Here is a 23,231-nt window from a genome sequence, read left to right as displayed (position 1 = left end):
CGCCGGGCCATCTCGCGGATGGTCAGAGCGTACGAACCCCCGGAGACCGAGCAAGGATTTCCCGTGCATCAGCCCGTGCATCGGCATTCGCAGAATCCAGACGGCCACCCGTCCGGAACCGGTGGCGAAGGCGCCGCGGACCCCTACTCCGGCTCCGCGGCGGACGGCCGCCGGCCCTCCGCCCCGGCGAGTGCGCCCCACCCCTACACGAACGGCCGTACCGGTGCTCACGACGGTACCGAGCAGGTCGGTACCTGGCGCGGGGACGGACCGGACGGGTCCGCACCGCGCAGCCCGCAGCCCCCTGTCACGACGACGGACACCATGACCGATACTCCTTTCTCGTCAGAGAACGCCGAGCCCAACGACCACCGCGGGCAACCGGCGCCCAGGTACACGGCTGCACCCGCTCAGGGTGCGCCTCCGCCCGCGCAGCCGCACTACGGAGGCCCGCCTCCACCCCCGCCGCCGCAGGGATGGGGCGAGGAACCCCGTCCCATGGCCCCGCCGCACCCGTACCCCGGCCAGTACCCGGCCCCGTACGGATACGCGTCGCAGCCTCCCGCGCCGCACCAGCCGCCCTACGACCCCTACTACTACGCCCGGCAGTCCGCCGCCCACGGCCAGCCGCCCCCGCCTCCGCAGGGCCACGGCCACCCGCCACAGGGGTACGGCCCTCCCCAGCAGGGTGAACAGCCGCCCCCGCCGCCGCAGCCCTACCCGCCGCACCCGATGGCGGTCCAACAGCCCCCCTACCCGGTGCACTACCAGCAGCCGGGACCCTTCCACCCGAACCAGCCGGTGATGTACCCGGGTCCCTTCGGGCAGCCGGTCCAGCACATCATCGTCTTCACCCCCGGCCAACAGCCGCAGGTCATCACCGCCGACGCCGTCGCCTCCACGCTCGTGCCCGAGCGCACCGAGACCGACCGGGCCACGGACGGCAGCTCCGGCCGCGCACTCACCACCGCCGACCCCGCCGAGGACGAGACCGACGGCGAACCGGGCGGTAGGGAAGCCGGGACCGGGGATCCCGCACCGGGGACGGCCGCCGGGGCCCCGGACCGGTCGGTCACCCGGGCCGCGTCCGGAGTCGAGAAGGAACCGGAGGCCGCCGTCCCGCGCTTCGGTTCCGACCCCGAGCTGCTCAACGAGGCCCTTGCCGGTCTGGCCATGCGCGACCTGTCCCTCGTGGACGCCCTGCTGGAGATGATCGAGGAGCTGGAGACCGATGCCCAGGACCCCGATCTGCTCGACAAGCTCTTCCTGATCGACAACTACGCGACCCGTATGCGACGCAACGGGGAGAACTTCCTGGTGCTCACCGGTCACGACGGCGGCGAGTCAGACGCCCACGACGAGATCGTCCCCCTGCTCGACGTCGCCCGTGCCGCGAGCTCCGAGATCAAGGACTACCCCAGGGTCCGTCTGGGCACCCTGCCGCAGACCTCGGTCACCGGTCTGGCCGCCGACGACATCAGCCACCTCCTCGCGGAACTGCTGGACAACGCCACCGCCAACTCCCCGGAGCACGCTCCGGTCACGATCAGTGCCCAGGAGATGGACGACGGCCGGCTCATGATCGTCGTCGAGGACGAGGGGGTGGGGATCCCCGAGAACCAGCTCTCCGACCTCAACGACCGCCTCAGCGGTGAACCGGTCCTGGACGACGAGGTCCTGCGCCACATGGGCCTGTACGTGGCCAGCCGGATCGCCCACAAGCACGGACTCGAGACCCGTCTGGAGTCCCGTTCCTACCGTGGGGTCAGCGCGTACACCATCATCCCGAAGGACCTGCTGCGCGTGGCCACCCCCCGGACCATGAGCGCCGAGCGCGCTCCCTCCACTTCTTCGTCGGTCGCACCGGTGGTGCCCATGAAACCCACGGGACCGGTCCCTCAGCAGCCGGCCGACGAGGCCGAGCAGCCCGAGAGCAGCACCTCTGCGGTCACTTCCGCCGGGCTGCCCCGGCGCAGCGCCACCCCGCACGGTTCGCCGCTGCGGATGATGCCGCACCCCGGCCACACCCCCGAGGCCCCGCCCGCCGCCAGGGAGGACACCCCACCCAAGCTCACCGGGGAGGCCCGGGCCGAGCAGATCCGTGACGAGTTGGGCGACTTCCTGGACGGGGAGCGTGCCGCCCGCGACGGAGAGGAACTCGAAGGCGGCGGTGAGTGAGCGCCAGGTCCGCCGAAGCATCCCGGGTGTGCGAGCACACCCCCGACCCCCATCGAGAACGACACCCGGCCGAGGACAGGTAGAACACCCGATGACTGAACCCGCAAACGACAGCGTTGAGAACTTCTCCTGGATCATCGATCGGTTCGTCCGGGACGTGCGCGGTGTGGAACATGCCGTCGTCGTCTCCTCCGACGGGCTGGTCCTGACACACTCCAGCGACTTCCCCGAGGAACACGCCGAACAGCTCGCCGCCATCGCCAGCGGCCTGCACAGTCTGGCTGTGGGCGGTGCCGGACTCTTCCAGCGGGGTGAGTGCGAGCAGCTGCTGGTCCGTTTCAACCACGGGCACCTGTTCATCATGGCAATCAGTGACGGCTCCTGCATGGCGGTGCTCACCGCACCCGGGACCGAGTTGAAGATCGTCGGTTTCCAGATGGCCAAGCTCGTGGAGAACGTCGCCCACGTGCTCACCCCGCAGCTGCGTTCGCAGTTGCGGGAAGTCATTCAGAACTGACGTCCGTGGTCCGAGAGGCTTGGCAGGAATGAGGTTGCCGCGGCTATGAGCTTCCGCAGGCGAAGGAGTAACCGTGTACGGCCCTTCACCTTCACGGGTGGACGTACACGGTCAAGGCATCCGCTGATGGTGCAGACCCTGGTCTCGACGTCCGAGCCTGGGCAGGAGCCTCCTGGCACCCTCATGCCGGAATCGATCAACATCTACAAACTGTGCCGGGAAACGAGGTCGCTCGCCGAAGTGTCGGCCGAGCTGAACGTTCCCCTCGGTGTGACACAGGTTCTGGTCAGTGACCTGGCAGAGCAGGACCTGGTCTACATCCACCCGACCATCACCGGTAGCAGTCCGTCCGAAAACCAGGTTCTGGAGAGGGCTCTTCGTGGTCTCGAACGACTTTTCCAGTGACAAGCGGTCCAATCGCAAGAAGATGTCGAGCAAGATCGTCATCGCCGGAGGCTTCGGCGCCGGCAAGACGACCTTGGTGCGCTCGGTGTCGGAGATTCCGCCCGTCACGACCGAAGCGATCATGACCGAGGCCAGCGTGCCGCACGACGACACCTCGGTCACCCCGGACAAGACGACCACCACCGTCGCGATGGACTTCGGTCGCATCACGATCGACGACGAACTGGTCATGTACATGTTCGGTACACCCGGCCAGGCGCGGTTCTGGTTCATGTGGGACGACCTCGTCCGCGGGGCGGTGGGAGCGGTGGTCGTGGTCGACTGCCGTCGGCTCGCCGACTCCTTCGACGCGGTCGACTACTTCGAGACCAACAAGCGCATTCCTTACATCGTGGCGCTCAACAAGTTCGAGGGCCAGCTCGACTACACCTCCGAGCAGGTCAGGGAAGCACTGGAAGTCAGTCCCGAAGTACCGATCATCGACTTCGACGCCCGCAGCCGACTCTCCGGCGGCGAGGTGCTCAAGACCCTGCTCCGGTACGCCCTGGAGCACAACCGCACGAGCGAGCCCGTTGCCTGACGGGCGGGCCCGGAGCTCCCCCTGACCCCGTAGGTTCCCAGGAAAGTAAGCGATACATGCGCAAGATCCTTATCGTCGGCGCGGGCCACGCCGGGCTGCATCTGGCCCACGGGCTCCTGAGCCATGGCTACGACGTCACGGTGATCACGGGGCAGTCCTCACAGGAGATCCGGACCGGTAAGCCCTCCATCTCCCAGTGGACCTTTCCCACCGCGTTGGAGTACGAGCGAGCCCTCGACCTCGATTTCTGGAGCGCGCTCTCCCCCCAGGTGCGCGAACAGAAGTTCTTCATGGTCCCGGAGGAGGACGAACCGCTGCACATGGTGGGCAGCGCCAGTGCGGGCAACGGCTACATCGTCTCGGTGGACCGCCGGGTGAAGATGGCCGACTGGCTGGAGTCGTTCGAGGACCGTGGCGGCAAGGTCGTCATCCACGGGGTCACCGTCACCGACCTCGACTACTTCTCCCGGATGTTCGACCTGATCGTCGTGGCGGTCGGGCACGGCGAGCTCGGACAGCTCTTCGACCACGACACCAGCCGTTTCAGCGGTACGCGCCCGCGTGCGCTCGCCCAGGCCTACGTGTACGACCTGTGGCCCGACCAGGACGAGTCGGAGAACATCGGCTGGGCCGGTGCCACCCAGGACGCCGGCAACATCCTGTTGTTCCCCGTTCTCACACAGGAGGGCCCGGCCCACAACCTGCTCATCGTGGACAAGAAGGGCGGGCCGATGGACGCCTGGCCCGACCGTCCCGGGCCCGATGAGCAGCTGCGCCGCATGAAGGATCTTCTGCGCAAGCACGTGCCGAACTTCTTCGAGCGGAGCAAGGACGCCGTCCTGGTCGACGGTCCCAGTACCCGGATCGAGGAGCTCACACCCCAGGTGCGCAACCCCGTGGGGCGTCTGCCCTCGGGCGGGTTGGTCCTGGGCATGGCCGACGTCGTGGTGACCATGGACCCCTTCGTCGCTCAGTCCTGGAACAACTCGACCCGGTGCGCCGAGTCCTTCCTGGCCAGCATCCGCGAGCACGGTGACCTCCCGTTCGACGAGACCTTCCTGGTCAATACGTTCGACCGTTTCTGGGAATTCGGTCAGGAGAACCAGCAGTGGGCGGAGTTCGTCTCCACGATGTGGAGCGGGGCCACCTCCGAATTCATGCAGAACATGATGCTGGCCGCCACCCAGTACCGGGAGATCGCCGACCGCTGGATCCAGGGTTGGGACGACCCGACCGACTACAAGAACTGGCTCTTCGACCCGGACGAGGCCCAGAAGTACCTCGCTGAGGTGAAAGCACGGCACGGCGACTGACCCCGAGTCGGCCCCGCGCGGCGCCCGGTGCCCCTGTGGCATCGGGCTTGTCGTGTTGCAGGTGAACTTTTGGTTTCGTCAGTACAGGTAACGGTGGCGGGGCGGAGCCGAAATGCCTCTTTCCGTTGTCACAGAGGTGAGTGGGAAGCTACGATCCTTCGATTGATACCTCTTCGAGCGACATTGTGACTCGTGAGTCCTGTGTTGCGTTTGTCGTGGTTTTTCCTGAAATCAAGATCGGTCACCCGCCGACCGTCCAACGCTTCGGAGGGTTTGTCGTGTACGCGCAACCAGCGCCACCATTCAGCGGCTCCACACCGCGTCCTGTCGACCCCTTCCGCGGTACGGAGGAACACGGCTCCCGCCGTCTCCTCCCCGGGTTCCACACGTGCATCTGCACGCGCGTGAGCGGGGGGCGACCGTGACCGACGCCGAGCACACCCGAAGCGCCCAGTCAGCGGCCGACGTCCCCGTCGCCGTGGTGGGCCTGTCCTGCCGCCTGCCCGGCGTCTCCACCCCCGATGCGTTCTGGCGCCTGCTCTGCGAGGGACGCGAATCGATCGTGCCGCCCCCGGAACGGTTGGGTGAACCCGCCCCCGAGCGCGGCCTGCGCTGGGGCGGTTACCTCGACCGGGTGGAGGAGTTCGACGCCGCCTTCTTCGGCATCTCCCCACGCGAGGCCTTGGCCATGGATCCGCAACAGCGGCTCATGCTGGAGCTGAGCTGGGAAGCGGTGGAGAACGCCCGCGCTGCCCCCGAGACCCTGCGCGGCACGAACACCGGCGTGTTCACCGGAGCGGTCTCCTCGGAGTACGAACGCCTGCTCGCCGGATCGGCCACCCACCACACCCACACCGGCACCCAGCGCGGCATGATCGCCAACCGGGTCTCCTACACCCTCGGGTTCGGCGGCCCCAGCCTCACCGTCGACAGCGGGCAGTCCTCCTCACTGGTCAGCGTGCACATGGCCATGGAGAGCCTGCGCCGGGGCGAGTGCGACCAGGCCCTGGCCGGCGGGGTCAACCTCATCCTCACCCCCGAAGGCACCGAGAACATCGAGCTCTTCGGCGGCCTGTCCCCCGACGCCCACTGCTACACCTTCGACTCCCGCGCCAACGGCTATGTGCGCGGCGAGGGCGGAGCCGTGGTCGTCCTCAAACCCCTCGAACGCGCCCTGGCCGACGGGGACCGTGTCCACGCCGTCCTGCGCGGGGGAGCGGTCAACAACTCCGGACAGACCTCCTACCTCGCCCGCCCCGACACCGAGGGCCAGATCGAGGTCGTGCGGACCGCCCACCGGCGCTCCGCCGTCGAACCCGAGCAGGTCGGCTACGTCGAACTGCACGGTACCGGCACCCCTGCCGGAGACCCGGTCGAGGCCTCCGCGCTCGGCGAGGTCTTCTCGACCACCCGGGAAGAGGCGCTGCGGGTCGGTTCGGTCAAGACCAACATCGGCCACCTGGAGGGCGCCGCCGGGGTCGTGGGCCTGCTCAAGGTCGTGCTGAGCCTGTCGCACGGCCAACTGCCGCCCACCCGCAACTTCGCCGAGCCCAACCCCGACATCGACCTGGAGGCCCTGCGCCTGCACCCGCAGGTGGCACGCGAGGCCTGGCCCACCGAGCGCCCCCTGGCCGGGGTGTCCTCCTTCGGCATGGGGGGCACCAACTGCCATCTCGTGCTGGGACCGCCCCCGCCCGAGTCGCCGGAACAGGCAGGGCCCGGCCTGGGGGAGAACGCCCTGGACCCGGTCCCGTGGGTGCTCTCGGCCCACTCCGAGGCGGCCCTGCGCGCCCAGGCCTCGGTCCTGCACTCCTACGTCTCCCAGAGGCCGGGCCTGCGCGCCGAGGACGTGGGGTACTCGCTGGCGACCACCCGCTCGACGATGGAGCACCGCGCGGTCATCCTGGCCCCGGGCGAGAGCGGTACCCGCGAACTCGACTCCGTGCGCCCCAGCGGACCGGTCGACGTCCACCAGGCCGGCCCCGTCATGGTCTTCCCCGGCCAGGGCGGCCAGTGGGAGGGCATGGCCCGCGCCCTGCTCGACTCCCGCGGTCCCCTGTCGCAGGTCTTCACCATGCGCCTGCGCGAGTGCGAACGCGCCCTGGACCCCCACGTCGACTGGTCCCTGGTGCGGGTACTGCGCGGCGAGGCCGACAGCCCCGCCTGCACCGGCCCGGACGCGCCCGTGGACGTCGTCCAGCCCGTGCTGTGGGCCGTCATGGTCTCCCTGGCCCGGGTCTGGGAGACCATGGGTGTGCGCCCGGCCGCCGTGATCGGGCACTCCCAGGGGGAGATCGCCGCCGCCTGCGTGGCCGGTGTACTGAGCCTGGACGAGGCAGCCCGAGTGGTGGCCCAGCGCAGCCGGTCCCTGACCGAGCTCGCCGGTACCGGGGGGATGGCCTCGCTGGGGATGTCGCGCCGACGGGCCGAGGAGCTCGTCGCCCGCGTCGACGACCTGCACCTGGCCGCCGTCAACGGGCCCGAGTCGGTCATCGTCTCCGGCAGCCCCGAGGCGGTGCGCCGCGCTGTGGACCACTGCGTCGACAACGGGCTGCACGGCGCCCTGGTGGACGTGGACTACGCCTCCCACTCCGGGCACGTCGAACACATCCGCGACAACCTGCTCGACCGCTTGCAGGGACTGGACCCGCAACCGGGCCGGGTGCCGGTGCTGTCCACCCTCACCGGCGAGCCGCTGGACGGCGAGGGGCCGGCCATGGACGGCCGTTACTGGTACCTGAGCCTGCGCGGGACCGTGCGTTTCGCCCAGGCCGTCTCCGCCGCGGTCGAGGCCGGGCACACCGCCTTCATCGAGGTCGGACCGCACCCGGTGCTCTACCACGGGATCCGCCACACACTGGAGCAGGCCGGGGTCGAGGGCACCGTCCTGGCCACCCTGCGCCGCGACCACGGAGACCAGGGCCAACTCCTCACCGCCGCCGCCGAGGCCTACACCTCCGGTCTGGACGTGGACTGGGGCGCCCTCCTGCGGGGTGCCGGGGCGCGCCGTGTCGACCTTCCCACCTACCCGTTCCAGCGTTCCCGGTACTGGCCCGATACGGTCCCCGCGGCACCGGCCGCCGCGCCGGCGCCGCAGACCGGAGCACCGCGGACGCCCGCCGAGGGGGACACGGCCACCGTGGACACCCTCGGGCTGGTCCGTACCCTCGGAGCGCAGATCCTGGAGGTGGAGGCCCTGGCCGAGACGGACGACACCCGGGCCTTCCGCGACCTGGGCTTCGACTCGGTCATGCTCATGGAACTGGCCGACCTGATCGAGGACGGGACCGGGTACCGGCTCGAGGACACCGACCTGTTCGACCTGCCCACACCGAGCGAGCTGGCCGCCTTCCTCACCGAGCAGCTCGGGGAGGGCACCCACGACCTGGCCGCGCCCGCCGCCCCCGCCCGCACCTCCCCGGCAACGATGCCGGCACCCGCAGCCGTGGCCCGCACCGCACCGGAGGACGACCCGGTGGCGATCACCGCGATGGCCTGCCGCCTGCCCGGCGGGGTGCGCTCGCCCGAGGCGCTGTGGTCGCTGGTCGACTCCGGCGGCGACGCGACCGGGGAGTTCCCGGACAACCGCGGCTGGGACCTGGACCGCATCTTCGACCCCGAACAGGGCAAGGCCGGACACACCTACACCCGGCGCGGCGGTTTCCTGCACGACGCGGACCAGTTCGACGCCGCCTTCTTCGGTATCAGCCCCCGTGAAGCCGACGCCATGGACCCCCAACAGCGCCTGCTGCTGGAGACCTCCTGGGAAGCGGTGCACCGTGCCGGTCTGGCCACCGACGAACTGCGCGGACAGCAGGTCGGGGTGTTCGTCGGCGCCATGCCCACCGAGTACGGCCCGCGCCTGGCCGACCCCGGTACCGGCACCGACGGCGGGTACCGGCTCACCGGCAGCACCCTGAGCGTGGCCTCCGGACGCATCGCCTACGTGCTGGGCCTGCGCGGTCCCGCCCTGACCATCGACACGGCCTGCTCGGCCTCCCTGGTGGCCCTGCACCAGGCCGCCGCCGCGATTCGCCGTGGCGAGTGCGGGATGGCCCTGGCCGGCGGCGCCACCGTCATGGCCACACCCGGCATGTTCCTGGAGTTCTCCGCTCAGCGCGGGCTCTCCCCCGACGGCCGCTGCCGTGCCTTCGGCTCGGGCGCGGACGGCACGGCATGGGCCGAGGGCGCGGGCATGATCATGCTCGAGCGTGTGTCCCAGGCCCGACGGGCAGGGCGCCCGGTGCTGGCCCTGATGCGCGGCAGCGCCGTCAACTCCGACGGGGCCTCCAACGGGCTCACCGCACCCAACCGCGAGGCCCAGGAACGGGTCGTCCTCGCATCGCTCGCCTCCTCCGGGCTGGAACCCCACGACATCGACGCCGTCGAGGCGCACGGCACCGGGACCCGCCTGGGCGACCCGATCGAGGCACGCGCCCTGATGTCGGTCTACGGCGCCGGCCGGGGCGAGGCGGGCCTGCCCGACCTGCGGCTGGGCTCGCTCAAGTCCAACATCGGCCACACCCAGGCCTGCGCCGGTGTCGCCGGGGTCATCAAGATGGTGCAGGCCCTGCGGTTCGGCCGCCTGCCGCGCACCCTGCACGCGGACGAACCCACCGGCGAGGTCGACTGGTCCGACAGCGGCGTGCGCCTGCTCGCCGAGAACGAGGAATGGCCCGACACCGGGCGCCCGCGCCGCGCCGCGGTCTCCTCCTTCGGTATCAGCGGAACCAACGCCCACCTGCTGTTGGAGGGTGTGGCCGAGGAGGGCGCACCCGTCATCGTGCCCGACGACCCCTTCGAGCGCTCCCGCCACTGGATCGTGCCGGCACCGGCCGAACCCGAACCCGAACCCGAACCGCTCCTCGGCCCGGGGCTGGAACTGGTCTCCGGCGAGACGGTCTTCGCCGGTTCCCTGGGCGTCGCCGACCACCCCTGGCTGGTCGACCACCGCCTGTGGGGACGCGCCGTGGTCCCGGGCACCGCGTTCGTGGAACTGGTCGCACAGGCCGGCGCGCGTGTGGAGGCTCCCGTCGTGACCGACCTGACCCTGGAGAGCCCGCTCGCCCTGCCCCGGTCCGCCCCGGTGTCCGTACAGGTCAGTGTGGGTGCGCCCGGTTCCGACGGGCGCCGCCGGGTCCTCCTGCACTCGCGCGGACCCGATGAGGGCACCTGGACCCGTAACGCCGAAGGCGCACTGGCCCCGGTCCCCGACACCGCCGAGGCCGTGGAGGGGCCCCTCACCGAGTGGCCGCCGGCCGGGGCCGAGGAACTGGACGTGCGAGGTACCTACCCAGCGCTGGCCCGCCGCGGCTACCAGTACGGTCCCGTCTTCCGCGGGCTGGAAGGGCTCTGGCGCCGCGGACAGGACCTGTGGGCCGAACTCGCGCTGCCCGACGGCGCCGGCAGTACCCCCTTCCACGGCCCCCACCCGGCCCTGGCCGACGCGGCCCTGCACGCACCGATCATGTACGGGCCCGAGGACGGACGCGACCTGCTCGTGCCCTTCAGCTGGGACGGGGTGCGCACCCACCCCAGTACCGGCACGCCGCCCGACCGGCTGCGCGTGCTCGCCCGCCCCCTGGGCGGGGGCCGCTACCTGGTCCGGGCCTGGGACACCGGCGGACGCCCCGTACTGTCGGTCGGCGACCTGGCCCTGCGTCCCCTGTCCGCCGATGCGCTGCCCGACGACGGCCGCGAGGAACCCGGCCTGTACCGCCAGGAGTGGCGTTCGGTGCGGGTCCCCATGCCCGACTCCCATCTGCCCAAGGGCCTGGCGAGCCTGGACTCCTTGGCCGAGGGCGCCCCCGTCCCCGACGTGGTCTTCGCCGAACCGCCCGCGCACGCGGTCTACGTCGAGGACGACGCGCCGCCCGCTGCGGTGCGCCAAGGCCTGGAATGGGCCCTGGAGACGGTCCGCGCATGGTTGTCGGACCCGCGGAACGAACACGCACGCCTGGTCCTGGTGACCTGGCACGCCGTCTCCACCGGACCCGAGGAGGAGATCACCGGCCTGGCCGCCGCTCCGCTGTGGGGCCTGCTGCGCTCCGCCCAGCGAGAGCACCCCGGACGCCTGGTCCTGGTCGACTCCGACGGCTCCGAGGAGTCGCACCGCCTGCTCACCTCCGCCGTCGGGCTCGGCGAGCCCGAGGTGGCGCTGCGCCAGGGCGCGGCCATGGTCCCGCGCCTGGTCGCCGAGGAGACCTCCACCGCCGGGGCCGCCTGGCGCCTGGACACCCGCGAGCCCGGCACCCTCACCGGGATCGTGCCCGTCCCCGCCCCCGAGGCCGTCGCGCCCCTGGGGCCGGGCGAGGTACGTGTCGCCGTGCACGCCGCCGGCGTCAACTTCCGCGACGTCGTGGTGGCGCTCGGCCTGGTCGAGGGCGAGACCGGTATGGGGATCGAGGGCGCGGGCACGGTCACGGAGGTCGGAGCCGACGTGGCCGACCTCGCCCCCGGGGACCGGGTCATGGGCATGTTCGAGGGGGCCTTCGGTCCGACGGCCGTGGCCGACCGGCGCCGCCTGGCCCGGGTACCCGCAGGGTGGACGTCGGAGGAGGCGGCCGCCGTACCGGTCGTCTACCTCACCGCCTACTACGCGCTCGTGGACCTGGCGGCGATCCGACCGGGCGAGAGTGTGCTGGTGCACTCGGCCGCCGGCGGGGTCGGCCAGGCCGCCGTGCAGCTGGCCCGCCACATGGGCGCCAAGGTCTTCGGTACCGCGAGCCCGCACAAGTGGCCCGGGCTGGCCCGCCTGGGGCTGACCGAGGCACGGCTGTCCTCCTCCCGCACGCTGGAGTTCGCCGACCGGGTCCGCGAGGCCAACGAGGGCCGCGGCGTGGACGTGGTCCTCAACTCCCTCACCGGCGCCTCCATCGACACTTCCCTGGGGTTGCTGCGCTCGCCCATCGACGGCCAGGGACCCGGCGGACGCTTCGTGGAGATGGGCAAGACCGACATCCGGGGGCAGGAATGGGTGAACGCGCACTACCCGGGTCGCGAGTACCAGGCCTTCAACCTGCCCGACGTGGACCCCGCACGCATCGGAGCCATGCTCGAACGCGTCCTGGAACTGTTCGAATCGGGTGCGCTCAACCCCGTACCGCTGAGCACCTACGACGTCGGTGACGCACGCGAGGCCTTCCAGACGCTGCAGCGGGGCGAGAACGTCGGCAAGACCGTCCTGACCGTCCCGGCGTACTTCCCGCAGGAGGGCACCGCCCTGATCACTGGCGGGACCGGCACCCTGGGCCACGTCATGGCCCGCCACCTGGTCAGCGCCCACGGCCTGCGCCACTTGACGCTGCTCAGCCGCAGCGGTGGCGACACACCCGGCCAGGACGCACGTACCGAGGAACTGCGGGCCCTGGGCGCCGAGGTGGACGTGCGCGCCTGCGACGCCGCGGACCGCGATTCCCTGGCGGCGCTGCTGGATTCCCTGGACCGGCCCCTGTCCGCGGTCGTGCACACCGCCGGTGTGCTCGACGACGCCACCGTGCTGGGCCTGGACACCGAACGGGTGGAGAAGGTCCTGCGACCCAAGGTCGACGCGGCCTGGAACCTGCACGAACTCACCCTCGCCCACCGGCCGGGAGCGTTCCTGCTGTTCTCCTCCGCGGTGGGCACGCTCGGCAACCCCGGACAGGCCAACTACGCAGCCGCGAACGTCTTCTGCGACGTGCTCGCCCAGCACCGCCGCGGCCAGGGCCTGCCCGCCACGTCCCTGGCCTGGGGACTGTGGCAGGAGGCCAGCGGTATGACCGCCCACCTGGGCGCCGGCGACCTGGACGTGCTGGGCCGCGGTGGACTGCTGCCCATGCCCACCGCCAAGGCACTGGCCCTGTTCGACGCGGCGCTGGCCTGTGAGGCCCCGGTCCTGGTCCCGGCCATGCTCGACCTCGTGGACGGGCCCGACCTCCCGCTGCTGCGCGAGCTCGACCGGCCCGAGGGCACCCCGGAGCCCGCCGCGGCGCAGGACCGGGGCCCGCACCTGTCCACGGAGGCCCTGGAACCCCTCGGTGTGGACGAACGGCGCCGCCTTCTGCTCACCGAGGTGTGTGCACAGGCCGCCGTCGTCCTGGGCCACGACCCGGACTCCGGGGAGGCCCGCGTTCCGGCGGAACGGCCCTTCAAGGAGCTCGGTTTCGACTCCCTGACCGGTGTGGAACTGCGCAACCGGCTCGGCGCGGCCGTCGGGGTCCGGCTGCCCGCGACCGCCGTGTTCGACCACCCCACACCGCGTGAACTCGGACTGCTGCTGGACGAGCTCCTCTTCCCACAGGCCGCAGGGGCCGACGAGGAGCCCCCGGCGCCGACGGTCGGGAGGAACGGCGAGGAGACCGGCGCCGACGGGATCGACGGCATGGCGGTGGACGACCTGGTCAGCCTCGCGCTGCAGGGGCAGAGCCCCGCGTCCGGCGAAGGGGACGGGTGAGGACCGCTGGTGACCCGCCGCCCCGCACGGGCGGCACCGCAACGACAGTGCAGGACCCCGCGGCCGCGGCCACACCAGGCCCGGCCGTGCCCAGGACGCAAGGAGAATGGCGATGACCGCCGACGAGGGGCGACTGGTCGCAGCGCTGCGCAGCGCGATGAAGGAGAACGCCCGGCTGCGCGAGGAACGCGACCGGGCCGACCGGGACGCGCAGGTGGCGATCACCGCCATGGCCTGCCGCCTGCCCGGTGGGGCCGACACCCCCGAGGCCCTGTGGGAACTGGTGGAGCGCGGCGGCGATGCGGTGGGGCCGCTGCCCCGGGACCGCGGCTGGCAGGAGCCCGGCGACCCGCCCCGGTCGATCATGCGTGAGGGCGCCTTCCTCGACCGGGCAGGCGACTTCGACGCCGGCTTCTTCGGGATCTCCCCGAAGGAGGCCCTGGCCACCGATCCCCAGCAGCGGCTGCTGCTGGAGACCTCCTGGGAGGCGATCGAACGGGCCCGCATCGACCCGGCCTCCCTGCGCGGCACCGACACCGGCGTCTACGTGGGGCTCACCGCCCAGGAGTACGGGCCGCGCATGGCCGAATCCACCGACGACGGGCTCGCCCTCACCGGCACGACGGCGTCGGTGGCCTCCGGACGCATCTCCTACACACTGGGACTGCACGGGCCGTCCCTGAGCATGGACACCGCCTGCTCCTCCTCCCTGGTGGCGCTCCACTCGGCGGTACGGGCCCTGCGCAGCGGCGAGTGCTCGATGGCCCTGGCCGGGGGCGCTGCCGTCATGAGCAGCGACGGCCTGCTCGTGGAGTTCACCCGCAAGGGAGGGCTGTCCCCGGACGGACGGTGCCGCGCCTTCGGGGCCGACGCCGACGGCACCGGGTTCTCCGAGGGCGCGGTCGTGCTCGTCCTGGAGCGGGTGGCCGACGCCCGCGCGGCCGGCCGACCCGTCCTGGCCGTGGTCCGTGGCAGCGCCGTCAACTCCGACGGGGCCTCCAACGGGCTCACCGCGCCCAACGGCCCCGCCCAGGCCCGCGTGATCCGCGCGGCCCTGTCCGATGCAGGGCTGGACCCGCACGAGATCGACGCCGTGGAGGCCCACGGCACCGGCACCACCCTGGGCGACCCCATCGAGGCGCAGGCCCTCGTGCGGGTCTACGGAGGCGAACGCGAGGAGCCCCTCCTCCTGGGCTCGCTCAAGTCCAACATCGGCCACGCCCAGGCGGCCGCGGGCGCCGCCGGGGCGGTCAAGGCCGTGCAGGCGCTGCGCCACGGGACCTTCCCCTCGACACTCCACGCCGCCGAACCCTCCCCGCACGTGGACTGGCAGGACAGCGGCATCGCCCTGGCCCAGACCAACCACACCTGGGCCGAGGCGTCACGCCCGCGCCGGATCGCGGTCTCCTCCTTCGGTATCAGCGGCACCAACGTGCACCTGATCCTCGAACAGGCCGAGGACGACCGCTCCCTGCCCCGGACGGCCGCCGACGCCGAGACGGCCGTGCAGGAATCCCCGACGGGACAGGCCCCCGGGCACTTCGCGGCGGTGACCGGCCCCCTCACACGGAGCAGCGGGGCCGAGGAAGCCCCTGCACCGGACGAGGAACCGGTGGTCTGGCCGCTCTCGGCACGCGGCGGACCCGCCCTGCACGGGCAGGCCGTGCGCCTGCTGCGCCACCTCGAACACGCCCCCTCCCGCCCCTGCGACGTCGCGCTGTCCCTGGCCACCACCCGCGCTCACCTGGAGGACCGCGCCGTCGTCGTGGGCGCGGGCACCGACGAACTGCGCCGCGGACTCCGGGCCCTGGCCGCGGGGGAGTCCGACCCCGGCGTGATCACCGGTTCGGCCGACGGGGCCGGGCCCACCGCCTTCCTGTTCACCGGCCAGGGCTCCCAACGCCCCGGCATGGGCAGGGAACTGCACGCCGCCCACCCCGTGTTCGCACGCGCCTTCGACGAGGTCGCCGCCGAGTTCGACCGGTACCTGGAACGCCCCCTCACCGACGTGGTGTGGGCCGGACGAGACACCCCCGAGGCCGAACTGCTGGACCGCACCGGCTGGGCCCAGATCGCGCTGTTCACCTTCGGGACCGCCCTGTACCGGCTCCTGGAGTCCTGGGGCGTACGGCCCGACTACGTCGCCGGCCACTCCATCGGCGAGATCACCGCCGCCCACGTCTGCGGAGTGCTGACTCTGCCCGACGCGGTACGGCTCGTGGAGGCCCGTGCCCGCCTCATGCAGGCCCTGCCCGAGGGCGGCGCCATGGCCGCCGTGCAGGCCCCGCCCGAGGAGACCGGACCCGTCCTGGAGGAGGCCGCCGAACGCACCGGCGCACCCGTCACGCTCGCAGCCGTCAACGCACCCGGTTCCGTCGTGGTCTCCGGAGCGGCCGAGGCGGTCGACCACGTCGTCTCCGCCTTCACCGAACGCGGCCACCGCACCCGCCGCCTGACGGTCTCGCACGCCTTCCACTCCCCGCTCATGGACCCCATGCTCGAGGACTTCGCCCGAGTCGCCTCCGAGGTACGGCTGAGCCCACCCGTCCTGCCCCTGATCTCCAACCTCGGCGGCGGCCGTGCCGGCGAGGAGATCCGCTCGGCCGACTACTGGGTGCGGCACGTGCGCGAGCCCGTCCGGTTCGCCGAAGGCATCGCCCACCTGCGCCGCGAGGGGGTGACCGCTTTCGTGGAGGTCGGCCCCGACGCCGCCCTGACCGCGATGGTGCGGCCCACCGCCGGCGACCAGCACCGCGCCGTGGCCCTGCAGAGTCGGCTGCGGCCCGAGACCGAAGCGCTGGCCACCGGGATCGGCGAGGCACACGTGGCCGGGGTCCCGGTCGAATGGGCGGTCCTCAACAGCGGCGCCCGCACCGTCGACCTGCCCACCTACGCCTTCCAGCACCGCCGCTACTGGCTGGACACCGTCCCCTCCGGCAGCGCACCAGCACCCGCCGCGGACGCACCGGCCCTCGATGAGGCCCCGGCCGTGCCGGCCCTGCGCGCCCGGCTCGAAGGGATGTCCGCCGACCTGCGTGAGGAGGAACTGCTGCAGATCGTGCGCCGCGAGAGCGCCGTCCTGCTCGGCCACACCCGTGCCCAGGACGTGCCCGCCGACCGCGGCTTCCTCGACCTGGGCTTCGACTCCCTGGCCGCGGTCCGCCTCGGCGCCCGACTGGGTGAGCTGACCGGCCTCGAACTACCCAGCACCGTGCTCCTGGACCACCCCGCGCCCCGGGCCGTGGCCACCCGTCTGAGCGAGGAGATCGGAGCCGGCGGGGACGGGACCGGGGCCGCCGCGGCCTCCGGCGCCGGACCCGCGCCCGAGGACGAACCCGGGACCGCCCCCGAACACGGCCCCGACGACGAGGAGGTCGACGGAATGGGCGTCGACGATCTCGTACGCATGGTCTACGACAACTGAGCCGGAGGAACGCATGACGGAGACGGACAACAGCGACAAGGTCGTCAGGGCACTCCGGGATTCGGTGAAGGAGGTCCAGCGCCTCAAGAAGGAGAACCAGCGCCTGAACGAGGCTTCCCGCGAACCCGTCGCCGTCGTGGGGATGGGCTGCCGCTTCCCCGGCGGCGTGCGCACCCCCGAGGACCTGTGGGAACTCGTGGACGGGGCCACCGACGCGGTCGGCGACTTCCCCACCGACCGCGGCTGGGACCTGGACGGCCTCTTCGACGACGACCCCGAGACCCCCGGCACCACCTACGCGCGCCAGGCCGGGTTCCTCTACGACGCGGGCGAGTTCGACGCCGCCTTCTTCGGTGTCTCCCCGAAGGAGGCCACCGCCATGGACCCCCAGCAGCGGCTGCTGCTGGAGACCGCCTGGGAAGCCGTCGAACGCGGCCGTCTCGACCCGGCCTCCCTGCGCGGCAGCGACACCGGCGTCTACGTCGGCATCACCGCACCCGACTACGGCCCCCGGGCCACCCACGCCGAGGACGGTCTCGAAGGACACCTGGCCACCGGCACCGCCACCAGCGTCGCCGCCGGCCGGATCTCCTACACGCTGGGCCTGGAAGGGCCCGCGATGTCGCTGGACACCGCCTGCTCCTCCTCCCTGGTGGCCCTGCACAACGCCGTGACGGCCCTGCGCCGCCAGGAGTGCACCCTGGCCCTGGCCGGCGGGGCCACCGTCTTCTCCGACCCCGGCGCGTTCCTGTCCTTCAGCCGCCAGCGCGCCCTCTCGCCCGGCAGCCGGGCCAAGGCCTTCGACGCCTCCGCCGACGGCACCGCCTGGAGCGAGGGCGCCGGCATGGTCCTGCTGGCCCGACTCGGTGACGCCGAACGCCTCGGCCTGCCCGTACTCGCCGTCGTCCGCGGCACCGCCGTCAACCAGGACGGCGCCAGCAGCGGACTGACCGCCCCCAACGGCCTGGCCCAGCGGCGCCTGCTGCGCTCGGCCCTGGCCGACGCCGGACTCGGCCCCGCCGACGTCGACGCCGTCGAGGCCCACGGGACCGGGACCCCGCTCGGCGACCCCATCGAGGCGCGTGCCCTCATGGACGTGTACGGGCGCGGCCGCCCCGCCGACCGCCCCCTCCTCCTGGGCTCGCTCAAGTCCAACATCGGCCACAGCGTCGCCGCTGCCGGGGTGGGCGGGCTCATCAAGTCCGTGATGGCCCTCAACCACGACCACGTGCCGGCCTCCCTGCACCTGAACGAACCCACCCGGGAAGTGGACTGGTCCGTGGGCAAGGTCCTCCCCGTCGCCGAGCACACCCCCTGGCCCGACGTGGAACGTCCGCACGTGGCCGGGGTCTCCTCCTTCGGTATGAGCGGAACCAACGCCCACGCCCTGCTCGAACAACCCCCGTCCCGGACGGCCGGGACCGGGAAGGCCCAGGACACGGCCGGAAGCACCCACGGGCGGACCGCCGAGGCGGAGAGCGTGGCCGCCCGCCCCGCCGGCACGCAGAACGCCCACGGAACCGGTCCGGTGCTGTGGCCGCTTTCCGGGCACACCCCCGACGCACTCACGGCCCAGGCCCGGCGCCTGCTCGACCACCTGGACACACGGCCCGTCCCGGACGCCCGCGACGTCGGCCACGCCCTGGCCACCACCCGCACCGGCCTCGACCACCGCGCCGTCGTCGCCTCCGCCGACCCCCTGCGGCGCCGCGAGGCCCTGACCGCGCTCGCCGAAGGCCGGGACCACGACGCCCTCGTCCGCGGCCGCGCAGGAAACGGGCACCGCATCGCCTTCGTCTTCCCCGGCCAGGGCGGACAGTGGCCCAGCACGGTCCGCGGCCTCCTCGACGGCTCCCCACGCTTCGCCACCCACATCGACGAGTGCGAGAAGGCCCTGGCCCCCTACGTGGACTGGTCCCTGACCGAGGTCGTCCGGGGCGGGCCCCACGCGCCCGACCCCGCCCGCATCGACGTCGTCCAACCCGCCCTGTTCGCGGTCATGGTCGCCCTCGCCCGCCTCTGGGAGGACCACGGACTCACCCCCAGTGCCGTCGTCGGCCACTCCCAGGGCGAGATCGCCGCCGCCCACATCGCGGGGGCCCTCACCCTGGACGAGGCCGCCCGGATCGTGGTGCGCCGAGGCCAGTTGTTCCGGCGTATCTCCGGCGCCGGCGGCATGGCCGCGATTTCCCTACCGGTCCGGGAGGTGGAGGAGATGCTGCGGCGCTGGGAAGGCCGTATCGAGGTCGCCGCCGTCAACGGACCCAACGCCGTCGTGGTCGCGGGCGATGTCGACGCCCTCACCGAGCTCGCCGCCGTGTGCGAGAAGGAGGGGACTCACCACCAGCGCATCGACATCGACATCGCTTCCCACAGCCACCACGTCGTGCCCTTCGAGGACGAGCTCCTACGCAGCCTGGAGAGCATCGACCCCACGAGCGCCGGTACGGAGTTCTACTCCACCGTCACCGGCGGCCCCTTCGACACCGCCGGCCTCGACCCCGCCTACTGGTACCGCAACCTGCGCGGCCGGGTCCGGATGGAGGAAGCCGTCCGCTCCATGAGCGAGGCCGGCTACACCGCATTCGTCGAGATCGGCCCGCACCCCGTCCTCTCCCACGGCGTCACCCAGACCCTCGACGACGCCGGTATCGAGGGCGCCGCCGTGCTCCCCACCCTGCACCGCGACCACGGCGACCCCGACGGGTTCGCCACCGCCCTGGCACGCGCCCATGCCCACGGCCTGCGCCTGGACTGGGACACCGTCCACCCCCGGGCCGGCACCGTCGACCTGCCCACCTACGCCTTCGAACACCGCACCTACTGGCTCGCCCCCGACGGCGGCGGACGGGCCCTGCCCGCCGAGGGTGTCGACGAGGCCGGCCACCCCCTCCTGGGCGCACGCACCTTCCTGCCCGGCACCGGGGGAGAGGTGGTGACCGGACGGATCGGCCCCGACACCCACCCCTGGCTCACCGACCACGCCGTGTCCGGAACCGTGCTCCTGCCCGGGGCCGTGTTCTGGGAGATGGTCCAGCACGCCGCAGCTCCCGGTGAGGACGTCGCCGACCTGACCCTGCACACCCCGCTGCCACTGTCCGGACGCACCCGCGTGCAGGTCACCCTGGCCCAACCCGTCGCCCCCCACCACCCTCAACGGACGCCTCCGGCGCAGCCCTCCCCCCAAGAGCCCTCCGGCAGCCGCACCGTACGCGTGCACTCACGCCCCGAGCACGCCCCCGACTCCTCCTGGACCGAACACGCCACCGGGCTGCTCGCCCCCACCGGCGCGCCCGCCCCCGCACCCCTGACCGCCTGGCCCCCGGAGGGCGAACGGGTCGATCTGGAGAACCTCTACACCGACCTGGCCGAACGCGGATACGAGTACGGCCCCGCCTTCCAGGGACTGCACGCCGCCTGGCGCGACGGCGACACCGTGTTCTCCGAGGCCGCCCTGCCCGAGTCCCTGCGCGGGGACGCCGCCGGTTTCGGCCTCCACCCCGCCCTCCTCGACGCCGCACTGCACACCGTGGCCCTGACCAGCGACACCGGGGTGCGCCTGCCCTTCGCCTGGACCGACGTCACCCTGCATGCCGAGGGCGCCACCGACCTGCGCGTACGCGTGCGCCCCCTCGGCCCGGACGAGTACACCCTCGACCTGTTCGACCCCTCCGGGCAGCCGGTCGCTTCCATCGCCTCCCTGGCCGTGCGGCCCCTGCCCGAACGCATCGACACCGGTGTCCCCGAGGACCTGTACTCGTTGACGTGGAACCCGGTCCGGCCACACAACACCGGGCTGCCGAACCTGACCGTCATCGGCGCCGACCCGCTGGACCTGAGCACCCACCTGGGTGTGGCTCACCAACCGGATCCGCGCGCCCCGCTGCCCGCCGGCACCACCGCCGTGCTCGGTTCGGGAACCGGCGCGGGGGACGACCCCGAGGCCGCCCGCCGCACCACCCGCGAGATGCTCGCCCTCCTCCAGGAATGGGCCGATGACGAGACCCGGGAGGAAACCCCGCTGGTCGTCCTCACCCGCCGCGCAGTACCCGTCCTGCCGGGCGAGGACGTCACCGACCTCGAACAGGCGCCCCTGTGGGGGCTCGTACGTTCCGCCCAGACCGAACGCCCCGGCCGCTTCGTCCTCGTCGACCTCGACGACATCGCCGACGGGGCCCCGCACCTGCCCGCCGCGCTCGCCACCGGGGAGACCCAGCTCGCCCTGCGCGGGGGCCGCCCCCACGTGCCCCGCCTCGTACGTGACGACACCTCCGCGGCAGAAGCACCCGGGACCGGGGCAGACGGGCCCGGGACCGGCGAGCAGACCCCCGCCGGCCTCGGCGGTGGCACCGTTGTCGTCACAGGCGCCACCGGCACCCTCGGCTCCGCCGTCACCCGCCACCTCGTCCGCGCCCACGGCGCACGCGACCTGCTGCTGATCAACCGCCGCGGCCCCGACGCCCCCGCCGCACAGGACCTGGTCGCCGAACTCTCCGGACTCGGCGCCCGCGCCGACGTCGTGGCCTGCGACGTCTCCGACCCCGAGGCCCTACGCACCACCCTGGACCGTGCACGCGGACCCGTCGTCGGCGTCTTCCACCTGGCCGGAACCCTCGACGACGGCGCCCTGGCCACCCTGACCCCCGAACACGTCGACCGGGTCATGGCACCCAAGAGCGACGCCGCACTCCACCTGCACCGGCTCACCCTCGACCAGCCGGTCCGGGCCTTCGTCCTGTTCTCCTCCGCCGCCAACGTCCTGGGCAGTCCCGGCCAGGCCAACTACGCGGCCGCCAACGCCGCCCTCGACGCCCTTGCCCACCACCGCCGCGCCCACGGCCTGCACGCCACCGCCCTGGCCTGGGGCCTGTGGGCCGACCTCGGCGGCATGAGCGCCCACCTGGACACCGCCGACCTGTCCCGGCTCTCCCGCATCGGCATGGCCCGCCCCCTGGGCACCGACGAGGGCCTGCGGCTCATGGACCATGCCCTGGACCTGCCCGCGGCCCACTTCATGCCCATGCCCGTGGACACCGCCGGACTGCGCTCGCGCGCCGAACGCACCGGTACCGTCCCCACGGTCCACCGCGCCCTTGTTCCCCTGCCCCGGCGCCGCGCCGCCAAGGCCGCCGACCTCGATCTGACCACCCTGCCGCCCGAACAGCGCGCCGACGCCCTGCTCGACCTCGTACGCACCGGCACCGCCGACGTGCTGGGGCTCGCCGGGCCCGCCGACGTCCCCTCCGACCGCGACTTCCTCGAACTGGGCCTGGACTCCCTGACCGCCGTGCAGCTGCGCGGCGAACTACGGGAGGCGACCGGGGTGCGCCTGGCCTCCGGAGCGGTCTTCACCCACAGCACCCCCGAGGCGCTCGCCCGCCATCTGGACACCGAGCTGCCCTCGGACGGCAGCAGTTCCGCACCGGCACCCGCTGCCGCGCCCGCCGGGACCGACGCCGGTCTGGAAGGGGTCGTGGCCCTGTTCCGCGACGCCTGCGTACGCGGCCGCATCGACGACGGCATCGCCCTCGTGCGCGCGGCCGCCGCTTTCCGGCCCGCCTTCACCGTCCCCGAGGGATTCGGGGCCCCGCCGCGCCCCGTCGAGGTCGCGACCGGGCCCGCACGCCCGCGCCTGATCTGCCTCCCGTCGCTGGTCATGGTCTCCGGGGTGCAGGAGTACGCGCGCTTCGGCGCCGCCCTCAAGGGGGAGCGCGACACCGTCGTGCTCCCCCAACCGGGGTTCGCGCCCGGCGATCCCCTGCCCGCCACCCGGGAGGCCGCCGTCGACCTGCAGACCCGGGCGGTGCTCGAACTGGCCGGCGAGGAACCGTTCGTCCTGGTCAGCCGGTCCTCGGGCGGGTGGATGGCCCACGCGGTCGCCGAACGCCTCCAGCAGGGCGGGTACGCACCCGAAGCAGTGGTGCTCATGGACACGCCCACCCCGCAGGACCGCACCACCATGCCCGTCATCGAGACCGGTGTCGTCGAACGCGAACGCCGCTTCGGGCTCATGGACCCTGCCCGGGTCACCGCCATGGGCCGCTACCTGGAGCTGTTCGCCGACTGGGTCCCGGGTGAACTGGACATGCCGCTGCTGCTCGTGCGCCCCACCGACCAGGTGCGCGACGGCGACGGCAACCCCGTCGGCGGGCCGGACTGGCGGTTCGACTGGCCGCGCGAGCACGTTCCCGTCGACGTCCACGGCGATCACATCTCCATGCTGGAGGAGCACGGCGCGACCACCGCCCAGGCCGTGCACGCCTGGCTGAGCGAACACGTGGTCCGCTGACCGGGGAGCACCATCGTGGACCCTGCTACCGGGGCCGACCTCGAGGGTCGCTCCGTTAGCAGGATCCACTGGAGATCATGGCCGGTGTCAG

8 protein-coding genes are annotated in these 23,231 nt (G+C 72.7%); all 8 read left to right on the top strand.

The window, feature by feature from the left end; genetic code table 11:
• Positions 1 to 498 precede the first annotated feature (498 nt).
• The 8 genes from D456_RS0111655 to D456_RS0111620 all read left to right on the top strand — a co-directional run bounded on the left by D456_RS0111655 (position 499) and on the right by D456_RS0111620 (position 23,140).
• Positions 499 to 2,178, top strand: coding sequence for an ATP-binding protein (locus D456_RS0111655; protein WP_017576362.1), 1,680 nt, complete (start codon positions 499 to 501; stop codon positions 2,176 to 2,178).
• A 91-nt stretch (positions 2,179 to 2,269) separates the two neighbouring features.
• Positions 2,270 to 2,695 (top strand): roadblock/LC7 domain-containing protein, encoded by a 426-nt coding sequence (locus tag D456_RS0111650; RefSeq protein ID WP_017576361.1) that lies wholly within the window; start codon positions 2,270 to 2,272, stop codon positions 2,693 to 2,695.
• A gap of 45 nt (positions 2,696 to 2,740) precedes the next feature.
• A complete protein-coding gene (locus D456_RS0111645; RefSeq protein ID WP_083904564.1) occupies positions 2,741 to 3,100 on the top strand; it encodes a DUF742 domain-containing protein in 360 nt (119 codons plus the stop codon).
• 22 nt (positions 3,101 to 3,122) lie between these two features.
• A complete protein-coding gene (locus tag D456_RS0111640) occupies positions 3,123 to 3,680 on the top strand; it encodes a GTP-binding protein (RefSeq protein WP_017576359.1) in 558 nt (185 codons plus the stop codon).
• A 56-nt stretch (positions 3,681 to 3,736) separates the two neighbouring features.
• Entirely contained in the window at positions 3,737 to 4,993 is a 1,257-nt protein-coding gene (locus D456_RS0111635; protein ID WP_017576358.1) for a styrene monooxygenase/indole monooxygenase family protein, read from the top strand.
• A gap of 421 nt (positions 4,994 to 5,414) precedes the next feature.
• Entirely contained in the window at positions 5,415 to 13,427 is an 8,013-nt protein-coding gene (locus D456_RS0111630) for a type I polyketide synthase (RefSeq protein ID WP_017576357.1), read from the top strand.
• Positions 13,428 to 13,539: 112 nt separating this feature from the next.
• The gene (locus D456_RS0111625) at positions 13,540 to 16,851 is read left to right on the top strand and encodes a type I polyketide synthase (RefSeq protein WP_017576356.1); all 3,312 of its coding nucleotides are present in this window, start codon (positions 13,540 to 13,542) and stop codon (positions 16,849 to 16,851) included.
• Between the two features lie 13 nt (positions 16,852 to 16,864).
• Entirely contained in the window at positions 16,865 to 23,140 is a 6,276-nt protein-coding gene (locus tag D456_RS0111620; protein ID WP_017576355.1) for a type I polyketide synthase, read from the top strand.
• The last annotated feature ends 91 nt before the right edge of the window (positions 23,141 to 23,231 follow it).

Origin of the sequence: Nocardiopsis kunsanensis DSM 44524 (genome assembly GCF_000340965.1) — a bacterium.
In the GTDB taxonomy this organism is placed as follows: domain Bacteria; phylum Actinomycetota; class Actinomycetes; order Streptosporangiales; family Streptosporangiaceae; genus Nocardiopsis; species Nocardiopsis kunsanensis.
The sequence above is the reverse complement of the archived record's forward strand: the minus strand, read 5'-3'. Positions and strand labels throughout refer to the sequence as shown.

Bases quoted from the DNA above. Each gene is read 5' to 3' on its own strand.
- D456_RS0111655 (WP_017576362.1), top strand. From the start codon at position 499: ATGGCCCCGCCGCACCCGTACCCCGGCCAGTACCCGGCCCCGTACGGA.
- D456_RS0111650 (WP_017576361.1), top strand. From the start codon at position 2,270: ATGACTGAACCCGCAAACGACAGCGTTGAGAACTTCTCCTGGATCATC.
- D456_RS0111645 (WP_083904564.1), top strand. From the start codon at position 2,741: ATGAGCTTCCGCAGGCGAAGGAGTAACCGTGTACGGCCCTTCACCTTC.
- D456_RS0111640 (WP_017576359.1), top strand. From the start codon at position 3,123: ATGTCGAGCAAGATCGTCATCGCCGGAGGCTTCGGCGCCGGCAAGACG.
- D456_RS0111635 (WP_017576358.1), top strand. From the start codon at position 3,737: ATGCGCAAGATCCTTATCGTCGGCGCGGGCCACGCCGGGCTGCATCTG.
- D456_RS0111625 (WP_017576356.1), top strand. From the start codon at position 13,540: ATGACCGCCGACGAGGGGCGACTGGTCGCAGCGCTGCGCAGCGCGATG.
- D456_RS0111620 (WP_017576355.1), top strand. From the start codon at position 16,865: ATGACGGAGACGGACAACAGCGACAAGGTCGTCAGGGCACTCCGGGAT.